A 17,565-nucleotide genomic window follows, 5' to 3' on the forward strand; every position below is an offset into this window, starting at 1 on the left:
TCATGACAGAGCCCGTCACCGTCAGCGCCGAGCCGCCCGCGAACGTGGGCATGAACTACGTGGCCCTCAAGGAAGAAGGCACCACGCTCGTCCAGGAGCTCTCCGGGAAGATCTGGACGGACTACAACGAGCACGACCCGGGCGTCACCACGCTGGAGCAGCTCTGCTACGCGCTCACGGAGCTGTCCTATCGGGCTTCGTTCCCCCTCGCGGACATGCTGCTGGACCCGGTGACGGGCCTCATCGAGCCGGAGCGACAGGGGCTCTTCCCCGCGCTCGACATCCTTCCGTGCAACCCGCTGACGGAGCGCGACTATCGCAAGCTCCTCATCGACCGGGTGCCCGCCGTCGGCAACGTCTGGCTCACGCCCGCCACGTCCGACGCGGTGCAGGGACTCTATGACGTCGCCATCTACGCGCCTGGCCGGGACGACTGCGCCACCGATGAGAGCTCACCCGATTCCATCATCAGCGCCGTTCGTCGCGTCTACAACCGACACCGGGGACTGTGCGAGGACCTCCGGACAGTCACTTTGCTGGAGCACGTGGAGGCCACCGTCTCCGCCGAGGCGAGCATCGACGAGAGCCGCACGCCCGAGGTCATCCTCGCCGGCCTGTTCTTCCGCATCGGGAACTTCCTCGCGCCGGAGCCTCTTCGCGAATCGCTGAAGTCCCTGCTCGACGCGGGCCGCACGCCTGACGAAATCTTCGAGGGGCCGCTGCTCCGCGACGGCTTCATCGCCGACCCGGAGCTCCAGCCCCAGGCGACGTCCATCGCCATCCAGGACCTGACCCGGGCGATGGTCCAGACGCCAGGCGTCACCAGCGTCCGCAACGTGAGCCTGCGCGCGGACGAGAAGGTGACGGTGGGCCCGGACGGCTCGCTTCCCGTGGCACCGAACCAGGTGCTCATCGTGGACGCGGGTGTTGACGCGAAGCGGGGCGGCTTCTCCATCCGCCTGTTCCGCAACGGCGTCGAGGTGAAGCCCCAACCCGCGCGCGTGCGCCGCGAGTTGGACCGCCTGTGGGCCGAGCAGCGCCGAACCTACCCCCTGGCGCCCCAGTACGAGGAGTACCTCGCCATGCCGAAAGGTCAGCGCCAGGACTTCCGCGGCTACACCTCCATCCAGACGCAGTACCCGATGGTCTACGGCATCGGCCCGGCGGGACTCTCCGAGGGCGCTCCCCTGGCGCGACAGGGACAGGCGCGGCAGTTCAAGGGCTACCTGCTCGTCTTCGAGCAGCTCCTCACCGACTTCTTCGCGCAGCTCGCTCACGTCCGGGACTTGTTCTCGAGCGACACGGAGCTGAGACAGACGTACTTCTCCCAGTCACTCGCTGACTCGGTTCCCGACGTGGAGCCGCTGCTCAAGCGGGAAGTCCCTGGCGAAGGCACGCCGGGCTATGCGCTCGGCCTCGAGGAGCTGGTCGCAAGCCAGGACCCCGTCACCGAGCGACGCAATCGGTTCCTCGACGTGCTGCTCGCGCTCTGCGGGGAGGAGCTCGACGACGACTCGGTGGCGAACGTGGCCTGGGAAGGACGCCCGGCGGCGGTGCAGGCAGAGCGTTTGATGGAAGCGAAGCTCGCGCTGCTTCAGCGGCTGATCCAGAGCACGCATGGACGCGGACGCGGCATCGACTCCCTGGAGAGGCCGGGCCCCGGGAATGTCGCGGGCATGGCCATCAAGAGCCGCATCCAGCTTGGAATGAATGAGGCGGATGCACGGCCGCTCATCGACACGCTGGACGAGCACGGACTCGACCTCTCCGATTCGGGAGGGCCCGCGCCCGAGGGTCGCGCGCTCGCACGGTATGCGGACACCATCGAGGAGCGCTTCGCTCCCGTCCTGTCCCTGCCCGCTCCCGAGAGCCCGGTGGCCTCACCGCTGCGTGCCCAGGCGGTGAGCGGCGCGTTCCTGGGGGCGGCGAGCTCGCTGGAGAACTTCCGCGTGGGGACGTTGCCCGGGGAGTCCTCAGTGGCGCTGGTCTGCAAGGCGCCCTCCGAGGCCGGGTGGCACCTGGCGGGGAAGTTCCCGGATACCGGGAGCGCGGTGGCCCGTGCCCATGCGCTGGCCGAACAGGTGGGCTCGCTCAATCGCCAACGCTCGCAGCTCTACATCGTGGAGCATGTGCTGCTGCGGTCCGCTCGCCGTGACGGGGAGGACGCGTTCGCCTACAGCTTCACGGTGACGGCCGTCATCTCCACGGCGACCCAACAGTGGCGCAACACGGAGTTCCAGGCCTTCGCACGCGAGGTCATCCGGAGCAACGCGCCCGCGTTGGTGGTGGCGGACTGTCTGTTCCTCGGCCCGGCGCGCATGGCCGGCTTCGAGCGGCTCTATTGGGCGTGGAGGAACGCGCTCCGCCAGGAGGACTCGGCGGGGCTGGCCACGGCGTCGGCGCGGCTGAGGGACTTCCTGGAAGCGGCGACCCGTGAGTCCGAGGCGGCTCCCGCATGACGGGCTCGCGGCACCACATCCGGAAGCAGACGTTGCGCGTGGAGCTGGAGTCGGAGGCCCAGGCGCTCGTGCTTCAGCCTCGGCTGAGCGACTTCAATCGCAAGCGCCTGCTGGCCATCATCGAGCAGGTTTTCGACTCGGTGGATGTCCCGGGCCTGCACCTGCGCATCGACCGGTTGGATGTGGACCTGGGGACGGTGCCGCTCGACAACTTCGAGCAGGTGGTGGAGGAGCGGCTCACGGAGCGACTTCGCGAGGTCGTGGAGCAGGCCGTGCATGCTCGGCGCGTGGCTCCGGCCGAGGGGGAGCAGCCTCGGACCGAGGCGGAGGTGCGGCTGGAGCTGCTGGAGCATTACCTGTTGCACGGCACGCTGCCGTACTGGGCGCCCCGGGGCGCGGGGTTCTCGTTCGGAGCGCTCTTCGCGGAGGTGGCGCGGAGCGACCCCGAGGCCCTGGTGGTCCTGGTGGGCAGGCACGCCTCGATCGGGCGGGTGATTGACAGGCTGGTGCTCCAGTTGGACCAGCGCTCCCTGGAGCGACTCATCACGCTCCTGGAGCCGAAGCACGCGGCGCTCCTCATCGACTACATCATCAGCCTCCAGGCGCTCCATCGTGTCGAGCCCGTGTTGCCCTTGAGTGAGCGTGGCTTGTCGCGGCTGCTGTGGTCGCTGACGCTGACGTATCTGGTGAAGGAAGCGGGGTCGCAGTTCAACCGCAAGAGCGCGCTGAAGCAGCTCCTGGAGGGTGTCGCCGAGAGCCAGGGTCTGGAGTATCCGGAGCTGCTCACCACGCTGGGCATCGGACTGGACCAGGTGCGCAAGCGGCACCCGGTGCTGGCCTCGCTGTCCTTCGTCATCGGGGAGCTGGTGCGTGAGCTGCCTCCGCCCGTGAAGGACGTCGTGGAGGTGGCGGAGCACGACGCGGTGGAGGAGCTGACGGTGCCGGAGACGGCGTCGGCTCGCTATGAGCTGACCGAGGCGCTTCGTTACTACCTTCAGCATGGGGTGTTGCCATGGGGAACGCTCGTGCGCATGCCGGAGCTGACCGCGGAGCGGGTCGTGGCGACGCTTCCGGAGCTGCCTCGCTCGCTTCAGCGACGGGCGCTTGCGTGGGAACAGCCAGGAGGTTCTCTGACGCGGCTGGTGCGCGCGGTGCGGAGGATTCCGGAGGAGATACTGGCGAAGCTGCTCGTGCGGCTGATGCCGCGCTCCGGGGATGAAGGGAGTCCTCTGCGTTCGGCGCTGCCGGTGTTCGTGGCTCGGGCGGAGGACAAGCCGCTGTTCTTCGCGCGGTTGATATCGGCGCTCCTCGATGGGAGGCCGGTGGACCTGGAGGAGCTGGCGGCGCCTCGTGCGGGGGCGTTCGCGGAGACACGGAGCGCCCCCGAGTCGGACCTCTCTCGCTGGGAGGCACATGCGCTCAAGTCGGCGCTGGTGAGTCGACTGCGCTTCGGGACGCGGACGGGACCGACGGTGGCGGAGCTGCTGGCAGCGCTCCTGGCGTCCTTTCCGGAGGACACTCGACACTTCCTGCTCGCGTTGCGGGATGTGGAGGCGCTGCGGACGGAGCTGGTCGAGCAGAGCGAGCCAGAGCTGCTCGAACGGGCGATGGACCTGTTGCGACCCCGCGAGTCGGGAACGATGAGTGCGCTCCTGCACGCGCTGAATGCATTGCCGGAGAGAGTCCTTCCACTCGGCAGGGAGGGGGCGCGACAGGAGGTGTTTCACGAGCTGTTGCTGCTGGGTGAGACTGCTCCGCTGTCACAGGGGTCATTCAGTCGGTTGCTGACGAGGCTGTTCGGGTCGGTGCTGCCTGACGAGGTTCATGGCTTCCTGCTCCGGACCGCTGTTGCCTGGGAGGCAGCGGGGCAACTTCCCGCGAAACAGGTTCAGGCGTTCCGCCGGGCGATTGAAGAACTCGGTCCACGAACGCCGGGTGCTGTGAAGGCGTCGCAACCCGATGACGTGGACGCGGCTCGTGCCGGGGACGTGCGTCGAGTGGTTGAACGCACTGCATCCGTGTCACGTGAGCGTGTTTCCACCGAGGCGCTGTCCGAGACCGCCAGGGATGAGCAGCGGCCAGACACGGGCGTGGTTCGCGTTCGTCAGGAGACGACGGGTGATGACTCGGCCGATGAGGTGGCGTCGCCCGAGGTCCAACGGAGCTCACGAGGACCGGGAAGAGAGACTGACTCCACGCGGTCGATGACCGTGGGCAGCGAGGGTCGCTCGGCGCCACCACCCACGTTCGACGAGGATGAGCCGCTGGCGTTCTCCGCTGGAGGCGCCCGGCATGCGCGAGCGACTGATGTCGATGAGCCACTTCTGCCGATTGAGGAGGGGAACGTCGCTCAAGCAGAGAGGTCTCTCGAGGGCGCTCTTCGTGGGCGCACATCTGAGTTGGCAGCGTCAGCCCCCGAGGCGGAGGGAATCGACAGGCCATCGCCGGGCAGGCTCATCTCCGAGACAGGAGATGAGGTCCAAGCTGATTCATCGCCCGCGACCCTGGGAACTGCCCAACGCGTCGAAGAGAGAGGTGAGTCCGCGCCTCCAGTGAGGGCGGGTAGAAACCCGGCTCCGTTTTCAACCGCGAGCCTTGGGTCTCCACGGCATGTGGACGCGGTGGCTGCGCCGTCGACCGTGGACCTCAAGCCGCCGTCCACGCATGAAGCGGAGGCGGAGCACATTGCTCCACGGCACACGTATGAGGTGGCTGAGCCACCGACCAAGGGCCTCAAGCCTCCGCGCGCACATGAGGCAACTACGGCTTCGCCGACGACTTCCGCTGTACTTGTCGAGTCGGAACCTGCGAGTCGCGAGCCTCCACCAACGAACGAATCAACAGCAGCGGTCACTCCACCGGAGCAGGCGAAGGCGGCTCCTGTCGATCCGTTGCTCGCGCACCTCGGGCATCCGCGAGTGCTCGCAGCAGATTCGGTGCTCGTTCCTCTGTCGGAGGGTGCAACCCGAACCGAGTTCCCACCTACGAGACTCGAGGGTTCACCAGCGCCCGAGGCAACCTCCACGCTCCTGTCCCCAATAGCGGGCGCATTTCCTTACGAGCTACCCGCCACGACTCTCGGGCACCCACGCACAACCGAGGCCGACTCAGTCGCCCCGCTCCCGACGGAATCAGACACAGGCACTGCCCAGCCACCATCCGCGAGTCTCGGACGTCCACGTGACTCTGAGGTCGCTTCAGCGTCCACCATTCCGAAGGCAGCTGACGCAGGAATGGCCCAGCCGCCACCTACGAGTCTCCATCCATCGCGCGAAGCTGTCCCGAGCCGCACGAGCACACAGCCGGATACTCGCACCGATGGCTTCATCCCGGCTCCATCCCAAGGCGCGGAGCACCGTCACTCCGTTGAGGATGCGCGCAGTCAGCGACCGGCGACACCAGATGCAGCCAACGCCAGAATACTGCGTGAAGGCTCCAGCCGCATACCGGACTCGACCCACGCCAGCGCACCGCATGAAGGCTCCAGCCCTATATCCGATGCACCCATCCCGAGCTCGCTGCCCCCCATTGCCTCACTCGAAGCCGGTGCATCCCAACGTCCCGCTCCGCCCTCCAGCCGCATAGCGGACGCGACCAACGCCAGCGCACCGCGTGATGACTCCAGTCGCATACCGGACGCGACCCGTGCCAGCGCACAGCGTGATGGCTCCAGCCGCATAGCGGACGTGGCCAACACCAGAGCACCGCGTGGAGACTCCAGTCGGAGACTAGATGCGACCAGCACCAGCGCACCGCGTGAAGACTCCAGTCGCATACCGGACGCGACCAACGCCAGCGCGCCGCGTGAAGACTCCAGTCGCAGACTGGATGCGACCAGCGCCAGCGCGCCGCGTGAAGACTCCAGTCGCAGACTGGATGCGACCAGCGCCAGCGCACCGCGTGAAGACTCTGGCCTCATACCGGATGAGACCAGCGCACCGCGTGAAGACTCCGGCCTCATACCGGATGAGACCAACACCAGCGCACCGCGTGAAGACTCCGGCCTCATACCGGATGAGACCAACACCAGCGCACCGCGTGAAGACTCCGGCCTCATACCGGATGAGACCAGCGCACCGCGTGACGGTTCCAGCCGCAGACTGGACGCGGCCGGCACCAGCGCACTGCGTGAACGTTCTGGGCTCATATCGGACGCGACCACCGCCAGCGCTCCGCGCGAAGCCTCCAGCCCCATACCCGATGGGACCACCGCCAGCGCTCCGCGCGAAGCATCCAGTCGCAGACTGGATGTGGCCACTGCCAGCGCACCACGTGAAGACTCCAGCCTCACATCGGATGCACCCCTTCCGATATCGCGGTCCTCCCCTGCATCATACGAAGCCGGCGCACCTCAACGTTCTCCTTCGCCTCTTACGCGTGAGCCACCATCGGAGTCCTCCTCCGCGCCGGGCCGCGAACCCCTCGCCCCGCGTGACATCTCGCACACACCGGACAGCAACTCAGCGCCCGAACCACTTGACCGCCGCGACAGCCCGAGCCCCGACGAAGTGGCACCGCTCGACGCCAAAGCACATCCGCGTCCCTCGCGGCCCACGAACCTCCAGGGTCACGACGCACGCGAGGCCCTCTTCTCGTTCCTGCTCGCGGAGAGCGCGGACCGTTACGCGGGGCTCTCGGACGATGCCCTGCTGCGCCTGCTCCAGTCCCTCCTCGATGAATCGCCGGAAGTGCTTCACGGCTTCGTCCGACGACACGCCCACCGGAAGCGGCTTCAGGAACACTGGGCCCGCAACCTGCCGGACTCCGTCCTCTCACGCTTCAGCGCCGTGCTCGCTCCCCACGTCCACGCGGCGCTCCTCTCCGCCACCGAAGTACTCGCCGCCGCCTGGCAGGAAGTCGCCCCACCCGGCACTCCCGCGCTGACGGAGCGGTCCGCCTTCTGGCGCTTCGTCCTGGAGTTGCTCGGCGAACGGCCCGGCGGAAGCCTCACCCTGGAACAACTCGTCGCCGCCTTCTTCGAGCACTTCTCCGCGCGCCTCCACACCGCCCAGCCCGGCCATCGCGACCCACGCAACACCGCCGAGCGACTGCTGGAGCGCGCCATCGAGCTGGCTCAACACGAAGCCGTCCCGCGCCTCGCCGCCTTGCTCCGTCAGCGACGAGACGCCCTCGTCACCACGTGGACCACCACCACCCGCCCCGACTCGCGTCGCTCCAATACCTCTCGCTCGCGGCCCGCGAATCCCTCGAAGGACTCTCGTCGGACAGCCTTCCGACTCAGCGAGGAGAAACACGGCGGCACACCCATCTACATCGACAACGCCGGACTCGTCCTCGTCAGTCCCTTCATCCCTCACCTCTTCCGGGAGCTGGGCCTGTCACGCGTCGACGACGCGGGGAAGACCCACCTGGACCCGGAGCCCGCCACGCGCGCGGTACACCTGCTCCAGTACCTCGTCGACGGCCGCACCTCCGCGCCCGAGCCGCTCCTCGTCCTCAACAAGATTTTCTGCGGCCTCTCCGTCCCCACCCCCGTCCCCAGCGGAATCGACCTGACCGAGCGCGAGCAGTCTCTCTGTGACCGACTCCTCAAGGCACTCATCGCCAACTGGACCACCATCGCCAACACCTCCGTCGCCGGCCTGCGAGAGACCTTCCTCCAACGCGAGGGACGACTGGAGCAGCTCGACGACCGCTGGAAGCTCCAGGTGCAACGCAAGACGCTCGACGTGCTCGTCGACCAGGTCCCCTGGAGCATCTCCATCCTCACCCATCCGTGGATGCCTCAGCCCCTCTATGTCTCCTGGTAGCGACATGGACGTCCCCTCTCTCGATGCGAACGCCGCGTGCATCCGCGCCGAGGTCGCCTGGTTCAGCCAACTGCTGGACCTCCGCCTCAAGCAGCACGCCGGAGACGCTCCACACGAGTCCCTCCAGGACGCCCTCTCCCCCCCGCGCCTGCCAGAGCTCTCCGCACCCTATGCGGATGTCGTCCGCGAGTTGGAGCTCCCTCCTCCGGAGCGACTGCTCCTCATCCTCGCGTACCTGCCTCACATCCAGCCCGCGGTCCTGGACCCGCTCTTCATCCGCAACCAGGCGCTGGACCGCCGCTTCACCGAGTTCGGCGGACTGGTGGGCAGCTCCCACGGCGGCTTCCTCCCCACGGGTGAGACCGCGTTGTTCCTCCTCGCGGGAGAAGACCTCTCGGCGCGGCTCTCCCATCACCGCCTCTTCCATCCCGAGCACCCACTCCTCGCGCGACGCGTGCTGCGCCTGGAGCGCCGTCACCCGGACGAGCCGCCCCTGTCCGCCGCCCTCCAGCTCACGCCGGAGTACCTGGAGCGCCTCACCACCGGAGGCACGTACCAACCTCCCTTCGGCCCCGAGTTCCCCGCCCAGCGCCTCACCACGCTCCAGACCTGGGACGACCTCGTGCTCGATGGCCCCTTGCGAGAGGAGCTGGAGGACATCATCACCTGGGCGCGCCACCAGCGGACGCTGATGGACACCTGGGGCCTGCGCAAACAGCTCAAGCCCGGCTACCGCAGCCTCTTCCACGGCCCACCCGGCACCGGCAAGACGCTCACCGCCACGCTCCTGGGCAAGGCCACGGGCCTGCCCGTCTTCCGAGTCGACCTCTCCAAGGTCGTGTCCAAGTACATCGGCGAGACGGAGAAGAACCTCGCCAGCCTCTTCGACCACGCCCAGCTCCAGCGCTGGATTCTCTTCTTCGACGAGGCCGACTCCCTCTTCGGCAAGCGCACCGAATCGCGCAACGCCAATGACCAGGCCGCAAACCAGCAGATCTCCTATCTGCTCCAGCGCATCGAGGACTTCCCAGGCATCGCCCTGCTCGCCAGCAACCAGCGCTCGCACTTCGACGAGGCCTTCGCGCGCCGCTTCCAGTCCATGATTCACTTCCCCATGCCCGGCCCGGCGCAGCGCCTGCGGCTCTGGGAGGCGTGCTTCCGCGACAAGCCCTTCCCCCTCGCGCCCGACGTGGACCTGCCCCGACTCGCGCGCGAGCACGAGCTGTCCGGTGGCGCCATCATCAACGTGCTCCGCCACGCCTGCCTCAAGGCCGTCGTCCGCACGCCCCAACAGATTCGCGCACAGGACCTCCTCCACGGCATCACCCGCGAACTCCACAAGGAAGGCCGCTACTCCCTCCCGGGACGATGAAATCTGCTTAACAAGTCTTCCGAGACATATCTTGATTGACGAATCAATCTACCGTTACGGTGGACGCTCCCCCTCTAGCCAGCAGTCCCGTGAGGTGCTCCATGGCGCAGCGTCTTGCCCCCCGGTTGCTCCGACTGCCGTCCCTCCTCCTGGCGTTGCTCGTCCCCTTCGCCGGGGCCGCATCCGTTCCCAATCCCTCCCCTGTCGCGCGCGTGGTGCTCGCGGCGGTGCCGACCACGGGCTTCCAGTTCGTCGACATCCCGGTCGGCAATGGCGTGGTGCTGAAGGCCAACTTCATCGCGCCGACGACGCCCGGCCCCCATCCCGCCGTCGTCTTCATCGCGAGCTGGGGCCTCAATGATTTGGAGTACCTGGCCCAGGCCAAGGCGCTGGCGCAGAAGGGCTACGTGGCCCTCTCGTACACGCCCCGGGGCTTCTGGGCCTCCGGCGGTGGCATCGACACGGGCGGGCCCGCGGACATCGCGGACACCTCGCGCGTCATCGACTGGCTGGTGGCGAATACGCCCACGAACAGCGCGCGCATCGGACTGGCGGGTGTGTCGTACGGCGCCGGCATCTCGCTCATCGCCTCCGGCTTCGACCCGCGCGTGAAGGCCGTCGCCGCGCTCTCCGGTTGGACGGACCTGGTGGCCTCGCTGTACGGCGGGGACACGCGCAGGCCCCAGGCGGTGGCCCTGCTGGATATCGCCTCGCGCCTGCTGGGCCGGCCCAGCCCCGAGCTGCGCACCACCATCGACAACTACTTCGCCAACCGCGACATCGAGGGCATCAAGAGCTGGGGCCGCGTGCGCTCGGCCGCCACCTACGTGGACCGCATCAACGCGAACGCGCCCGCCATCCTCATCGCCAACGCGTATGGCGACAGCCTGTTTCCGCCCAACCAGCTCTCCGCGTTCTTCGGTCAGCTCACCGGCCCCAAGCGCCTGGAGCTCGCCCCCGGGGACCACGCCGTCGTCGAGGCCACGGGCCTGCTCGGTCTGGAGAACCACGTGTGGACCAGCGTGACGCGCTGGATGGACCAGTACGTGGCCGGCATCAACACCGGCATCGGCAACGAGGCCCCCGTGGTGCTGCGCACCTATGACGGCGACGTGGAGGGCTACACGTCCTGGGCCGACGTGTCCTCGGGCACCCAACGTCACGCGCTCGGCGCCATCCGCCTGCTCGATGGCACCGGCACGCTGGGCGGCTCGTCCACGAACCCATCCCGGACCATTTTTGGCGGCTTCGACACCCACGCCGACGCGGGCGTCGCGCTGCTCACCAACGGGCTCCAGGCGCTGACGGGGATTCCTCCCGTGGTCTGGCTGCCGGGCGTCAACCGCCTCAACGCGGGCGTCTGGACCTCCGGGCTCTCCACGAACGCTGTCGCCATTCGCGGCACGGCCACGCTGCGGCTGCGCATCACCCCGACGACGGCGTCGGGCACCGTGGTCGCCTACCTCTATGACCTGGCCGGCGACTTCGGAGGCCTCATCACCCACGTGCCCCTGAGCTGGACGGGCGCCACGCCCGGCGCGCCGCTCGACTTGAACCTGGTGTTCCCCGCCACGGCGTACGACGTCCCGGCCTGGCACCGGCTCGCGCTCGTCGTCGACACCGAGGACCCGCTCTACTTCGACGCCAACACCACCGGCGCCTCGCTGGCGTTCAGTGGCCCGTCCTGGCTGGACCTGCCACTGCGCTAGAAATGCGCCCCTCCCTCCCGGACTCTTTTCGAGGAGTTCGGGAGGGTCTGCTTCCACCCGCCTCTGGCTGACCTGACACGTCAACGGCACGCGCATTTGCGTCCGGACGTGCCCTGACACGTCAGCAGGGGCTCTCGTCCTCCTGCCTACCGCCCACGACGCCCTGGCCCGGGGCGTGCAAATGTGCACTCACACACATTTGGTGGCTGAAGGCCGCGCGCGCTCCCGGTGAGCAGCGCGGACGTGGAGGAACCCTTGAATTCAAGAAGTCGTCATCCCCTGCTCGGAGGACTGGCCGTTCTCTGGGCGTTTTCCGCTCAAGCACAGGCCCAGCGAATCCCAAGCATCGAGCTGGAGCGATTGCAGCTCAACCCGGGCGCGAAGGACAGCCTCGTGCTGTCCACCGGCGACCTGTTGCCGGACGGCACGTTCCGCATCGCCCTCACGGCGCATTACGAGAACGAGCCGTTGGTGCTGCTGCGCAACGACCAGCGGCAGGGCACCATCATCTCGGACCGCATGACGGTGCACTTCAGTGGCGCCTATGCGGTGACGGACTGGTTGGAAGTGGGCGCGCAGGTGCCCATCGTCGCGCAGTGGGGGCCGGACACGAGCACGCTCGGCTTCGACACGCCGGACACCAGCTCGTTGGGCACGCCCTGGCTGCAGGTGCGCGCGGGCCTGTTGTCCGAGTCGCGCGGTGGACCGCTGGACGTGGGCCTGCACCTGGGCGCCGCGCTGCCCCTGGGCAGTGAGGAAGTGCTCACGAAGGACGACGGCTTCGTCTTCACGCCGCGACTGGGCCTGGGCAAGAAGCTGGGCGACACCTGGCGCGTGGGCGCCGACGTGGGCGCGCTGGTGCGGACCAAGACGTACGCCCTCTCCCCCGGCGCGGACCCGCTTCGCGACGAGATGGGCGTGGAGATGAACGGCGGTGTGAACCTCACCGCCCACCTGTTTGGCCTGCGCGAGGAGCTCGTCGTGCGTGGCACGCTGCCCTTCGCGGACGCGCCGGAGTCCCTGGAGGTGCTGCTGGGTCTGCGCGCGCCGACGAGCAACGGCACCGAGTTCTACGTCATGGGCGGCCCGGGCTTTGGCCAGACGCCCGGCACGCCGGAGTTCCGCGTGCTTGCGGGCGTCAACTTCGGCCCTGGCAACACGCCGGTGGCGTCATGTGTCGCGGGCCAGCCCCACGACGCGGCCCGCTGTCCCGACCTGGACGCGGACGGCGATGGCGTGAAGAACCTCGCGGACCGCTGCCCGACGGCGCCGGGCCTCGCCCAGCTCAACGGCTGCGCGGACGAGGACGACGACAAGGACGGCCTGCTCAACCTGGCGGACCGCTGCCCGGTGAAGGCGGAGAACGTCAACGGCTTCGAGGACTCCGACGGCTGCCCGGATGACCCGGACACGGACGGCGACGGCCTGGCCGACTCCAAGGATACCTGCCCGCGCGAGGCGGAGGACCTGGACGGCTTCGAGGACACCAACGGCTGCCCGGACCCGGACAACGACAAGGACGGCGTGGCCGACGCGCGCGACGCCTGCATGAACGAGGTGGGCCCGAAGGAGAACCGCGGCTGCCCGGACAAGGACCGCGACGGCGATGGCCTCGTGGACCGCCTGGACAACTGCCCCGACGAGCCGGGCACGGAGAAGAACCACGGCTGCAAGCAGAAGCAGCTGGCGCAGATTGGAGAGGGCCAGATTCGCATCCTCGAGGCCGTCTTCTTCGAGAACAACCAGGACGTCATCAGCGCGCGCAGCCACAAGCTGCTCGACGGCGTCGCGTCCATCCTCTCGTCGCACCCTGAAATCGAGAAGCTGCGCGTCGAGGGCCACACCGACAACACGGGCAAGGCCGACTACAACCTGGACCTGTCCCAGCGCCGCGCCGAGGCGGTGGTGAAGTATCTGGTGGGCAAGGGCCTCAGCCGCGAGCGGCTGGAGTCGCAGGGCTTCGGCCCCGCGAAGCCCATCGCCGAGAACACCACCAAGCCCGGCCGCGCCAAGAACCGCCGCGTGGAGTTCCGCATCGTCGGTGACGCCGAGGGCGTCGAGACGAAGCAGGGCGCTCCCACCGACACCATCGAGAAGTGAGGCAGACATTCCATGAACACACGTGTCCCTGACCCCCTTTGTTCCGAGCCCGTGAAGTCCTCGCGCTCGGGGCTCTCCACCGCGCTCGCGCTCGCGCTCTTCACCGCCCTCACCGGCTGCGAGCAGAACACCCCACCCCCTCCCGTCGAGGAGTCCGTCCTGGTCAGCCAGGCCGCCGAGGTCGTCGGCGACGGACGCATCCAGCCCGGCGAGGAGTGTGACGACGGCAACACAATGAGCGGTGACGGCTGTTCCGCCACCGGCACCGTCGAGGCCGGCTATCTCTGTCATGTCCCCGGACGCGCCTGCTCGCTGGCGAGCCTGTGCGGCAACACCGTCGTCAACCCGGGCGAGGCCTGCGACGACGGCGACACCGCCGCTGGCGCCAACGGCTGCACCGCCACGTGCGACCTGTCGCTGTGCGGCAACGGCGTCTTCAACAACCGCCAGTGGCCCAACTTCGACCAGGAGATCTGCGACGACGGCAATCGCACCGAGGGCGACGGCTGCAGCCGCATGTGCGAAGTGGAGCCCGGCTTCGCCTGCGCGGGAACACCCAGCCGTTGTGTGAGGGCGGGCCTCGCCTTCTTCAACACCGGCGTGGACCAGAACAACCGCCGCCTGGAGTCCGGCGCGGACCCGCACTGGTTCTACCGGGGTGGCACGACGGGTGCCGCCACGGGCGTGCGCAACGCCCAGGACTGGCCGCAGGAAATCACCACGGCCCGCTTCATGGCGGCCCCCCTGGGCGCGCCCGTGTGCGTCTACCAGGACTTCATCATCCCCTCGACGACGAACATCGCCCAGTTCCGCATGCGGCTGGCCACGTTCAACGACAACGAGTTCGACAGCGCGGCCGTCAACGGCTCGCCCTTCACGCCCACCACCGTGAGCGAGCCCGCGGGCAACTCCTGGCAGAAGAACATCATCCGGGAGTTCGGCACGACGGCGGCCTGGCGCATCGGCCTCAACCGCATCGAGCTGTGCAACGAGAACGCGCAGTCGACGCCCAACGCGTTCCGCTACCTCTTCGTGGACGCCTACGACGACCGCTGCGGCGACGGCGCGGTGTCCCTGCGTGAGGAGTGCGACGACGCCAACACCGTCAACAACGACGGCTGCAGCGCCAGCTGCGGCATCGAGCCTGGCTACGGCTGCGCCGGCTCGCCCAGCTCCTGCGCGGCGACGTGTGGCAACGGACTGCTCAATTCGGGCGAGCAGTGCGACGACGGCAACACCACCGTCGGCGACGGCTGCAACGCGTCCTGCCGTATCGAAGCCGGCCACGCATGCCCCACTCCGGGACAGGCGTGTGTCGCCACCTGCGGCAATGGCACCATCAACCCGGGCGAGCTGTGCGATGACGGCAATGGCCTGTCCGGCGACGGCTGCTCCAACTCCTGCCGCATCGAGAGCGGCTACGAGTGCGTGGGCCAGCCGTCCAGCTGCGCTCCGCTGTGCGGCAACTCGCGACTGGACTCCGGCGAGCTGTGCGACGACGGCAACACGAACCTGGGTGACGGCTGCTCCAACGCCTGCACCCTGGAGCTGGGCTACTCCTGTCCGACCGTGGGCCAGCCCTGCGCGAAGACGTGTGGCAACGGCACGGTGAATCCGGGTGAGCAGTGCGACGACGGAAACCTGAACCCGGGCGACGGCTGCGCCACCGAGTGCCGCGTGGAGTCGGGCTACTCGTGCAGCAGGCCCTCCAACGGGCCTTCGGTGTGTGCCCCGACGTGCGGCAACGGCACGGTGGACGCCAACGAGACGTGCGACGACAACAACACCACCGCCGGTGATGGCTGCTCGCAGGGCTGCGGCGTGGAGCCAGGCTACTCCTGCTCCAACACGCCCTCCGACTGCGTCACGCTCTGCGGCGACGGCATCACCGCCGGCAGCGAGGCGTGTGACGACGGCAACATGACGGACGGCGACGGCTGCACCGCGTGCGCCGTGGATTCCGGCTACAGCTGCCCGCCCCCCGGCAACGCCTGCTTCAACACCTGCGGCAATGGCACCATCAACTCGGGCGAGACGTGCGACGACGGCAACAAGCTGAGCGGCGACGGCTGCTCCGGCATCTGCGCCCAGGAGCCGGGCTACAACTGCAGCGGCTTGCCCTCCAGCTGCGCCACCACCTGCGGCGACGGCGTCGTGGCCGGCTCCGAGGTGTGTGACGACGGCAACCTGAACAGCGGCGACACCTGCTCGCCGCGCTGCCTCTGGGCGAACGGCCAGCCCTGCGCCGCCTCCGGCGTCTGCGAGAGCGGCACCTGCAATCCCCACACGGACGTCTGCGTCACCGCCAACGTGTGCGGCAACGCGATGCTCGACAACGGGGAGCTGTGCGACGACGGCAACACCGCCAACAACGATGGTTGCTCGGCCACCTGCGCCATCGAGGCGGGCCACGGTTGCACCGGCAACCCCTCCGTCTGCGCCGTGACGTGCGGCGACGGCATCAAGGCCGGCTCGGAGGCCTGTGACGACGGCAACACGGCGGCCACCGACGGCTGCTCGGCCACGTGCACCATCGAGGCGGCCCACGGCTGCAAGAACACCGAGGTGCGGGTGTTCTTCACCCGGCAGGGCAACAGCCAGTGCACCCAGGTGACGAGCCTCGCCGAGCCGGAGCTGGCCGCGGGCGAGGTGCAGTCGCCGCTCACCGTGCCGGGCCGCTACCGCGTCGGCTACGTCTCCGGAGCGGTGAGCTACTCGGGTGGCACCAACTGGTACCCGGGCATCTTCGCCTTCAACCACACGTCGGGCACGGGCGAGCAGCGCTTCTCGCTCGGCTTCGTCCCGGCGGGGGGCCCCCCGTCCACCACCCGTGACGCCGCGATGGAGCTGGGCTTCCCGCTGCGCCGCGACTTCGACGCGGCCTCGGGTGACGTGCGACTGGCGCTCGTCGACACCGACTGCGCCTTGAACAACAACTCGGAGACCGCGGTGGCCTACCGCGTGGACTCGCTGTCCATCTGCCAGCTCATCCCCGTGCTGACGGACCCGACGCCGGGCGGCGTGTCGAACCCCGTCATCGGTGGCACCGGCTCGCCGGGCTCCACCATCAACGTCTCCGTCGACGGCAGCCCCACCCCGGCGTGCACCGCCGTCGTCGACAACAACGGCCACTGGACGTGTGATTTGGGCAACATCCCCGAGGGTCCGCACTCGGTGGTCCTCACCTCCACCGAGGTGGGCGCCACGGAGACGGCTCCGCCGGTGGACATCATCATCAACAGCGGGCCGCCCGCCGCGCCCGTCATCACCGGCCCCGTGAATGGCTCCACCACGACTGACTCGACGCCGCCCCTGAGCGGCACGTCCGAGCCGGGCACCACGGTGACGGTGAGCGAGGGTGGCACGGTGCTCTGCACCGCGACCGCCGACGCCGCCGGAAACTGGAGCTGCACGCCCGCCACGCCGCTGACGGACGGTCCGCACACCATCACCGCCGTCGCCACCGAGGATGCGGGCAACCCCAGCGCGCCCTCGGCCCCGGTGACCTTCACCGTGGACACCACGCCGCCGGCCGCGCCCGTCATCACCGGCCCCGCGAACGGCTCGGTGCTGGACACGTCCACCCCGGCCATCTCCGGCACCTCCACGCCGGGCTCCACGGTGACGGTGCGCGAGGGAGACACCGTACTGTGCACGGCGACTACGAGCGCCACGGGGGCCTGGAGCTGCACGCCCGCCACGCCGCTGGCGGACGGCACACACGCTGTCGTCGCCAACGCCACGGACTCGACAGGCCTCACGAGCGCGCCCTCCAATGTCGACACCTTCCGCATCGACACGCAGGCGCCGGACACGTCGTTCGGCCGCGGCCCTCCGGCTCGCACCGGAGACCCGGAGGCTCCGTTCGCGTACGCCTCCAACGAGGGCAGCGTGACGTACGAGTGCAGCCTGGACGGCGGCCCCTTCATCGCCTGCCAGGAGACCTACGACGTCAACGACGGTGACCACACCCTGCGGGTGCGCGCCACCGACGAAGCCGGCAACGTGGATGCCTCCCCCGCCGAGTACCGGTGGACGGTGGTGAACACGCGCGCCTTCGCGGGCGGCGGCTGCAGCGCGGCCCCGGCGACGTCCTGGCTGCCCCTGCTGGCGCTGCTGGGTCTGCGCCTGCGCCGCAAGCAGCGCCGCTAGCG

The 17,565-nt window shown here is 68.8% G+C and carries 6 protein-coding genes; all 6 read left to right on the top strand.

All coding sequences use genetic code 11. From position 1 onward, the window contains the following. The first annotated feature begins 2 nt into the window (after nucleotides 1-2). The 6 genes from HUA74_RS33155 (at nucleotide 3) to HUA74_RS33180 (ending at nucleotide 17,563) form a co-directional block, all read left to right on the top strand. Entirely contained in the window at nucleotides 3-2,459 is a 2,457-nt protein-coding gene (locus tag HUA74_RS33155; RefSeq protein WP_174457742.1) for a hypothetical protein, read from the top strand. After that, nucleotides 2,456-8,230 carry a contractile injection system tape measure protein gene (locus HUA74_RS33160; RefSeq protein WP_174457743.1) on the top strand — a complete coding sequence of 1,925 codons (5,775 nt, stop codon included), beginning with the start codon at nucleotides 2,456-2,458 and terminating at the stop codon, nucleotides 8,228-8,230. The genes HUA74_RS33155 and HUA74_RS33160 overlap by 4 nt, the downstream gene beginning before the upstream one ends. Before the next feature lie 4 nt (nucleotides 8,231-8,234). After that, a complete protein-coding gene (locus HUA74_RS33165) occupies nucleotides 8,235-9,602 on the top strand; it encodes an ATP-binding protein (protein ID WP_174457744.1) in 1,368 nt (455 codons plus the stop codon). Between the two features lie 101 nt (nucleotides 9,603-9,703). After that, nucleotides 9,704-11,311 carry a CocE/NonD family hydrolase gene (locus tag HUA74_RS33170; protein ID WP_141644319.1) on the top strand — a complete coding sequence of 536 codons (1,608 nt, stop codon included), beginning with the start codon at nucleotides 9,704-9,706 and terminating at the stop codon, nucleotides 11,309-11,311. A 255-nt stretch (nucleotides 11,312-11,566) separates the two neighbouring features. Next, on the top strand, nucleotides 11,567-13,411 hold the full coding sequence (locus HUA74_RS33175) for an OmpA family protein (RefSeq protein ID WP_217443628.1): 1,845 nt from the start codon (nucleotides 11,567-11,569) through the stop codon (nucleotides 13,409-13,411). Between the two features lie 51 nt (nucleotides 13,412-13,462). Beyond that, nucleotides 13,463-17,563 carry a DUF4215 domain-containing protein gene (locus tag HUA74_RS33180; protein WP_371817342.1) on the top strand — a complete coding sequence of 1,367 codons (4,101 nt, stop codon included), beginning with the start codon at nucleotides 13,463-13,465 and terminating at the stop codon, nucleotides 17,561-17,563. Nucleotides 17,564-17,565: the final 2 nt, after the last annotated feature.

It is taken from the genome of Myxococcus sp. CA051A (assembly GCF_013336705.1).
GTDB lineage: Bacteria > Myxococcota > Myxococcia > Myxococcales > Myxococcaceae > Myxococcus > Myxococcus llanfairpwllgwyngyllgogerychwyrndrobwllllantysiliogogogochensis.

Coding starts and splice junctions, on each gene's coding strand:
- HUA74_RS33155 (WP_174457742.1), top strand. CDS start 3: ATGACAGAGCCCGTCACCGTCAGCGCCGAGCCGCCCGCGAACGTGGGC.
- HUA74_RS33160 (WP_174457743.1), top strand. CDS start 2,456: ATGACGGGCTCGCGGCACCACATCCGGAAGCAGACGTTGCGCGTGGAG.
- HUA74_RS33165 (WP_174457744.1), top strand. CDS start 8,235: ATGGACGTCCCCTCTCTCGATGCGAACGCCGCGTGCATCCGCGCCGAG.
- HUA74_RS33170 (WP_141644319.1), top strand. CDS start 9,704: ATGGCGCAGCGTCTTGCCCCCCGGTTGCTCCGACTGCCGTCCCTCCTC.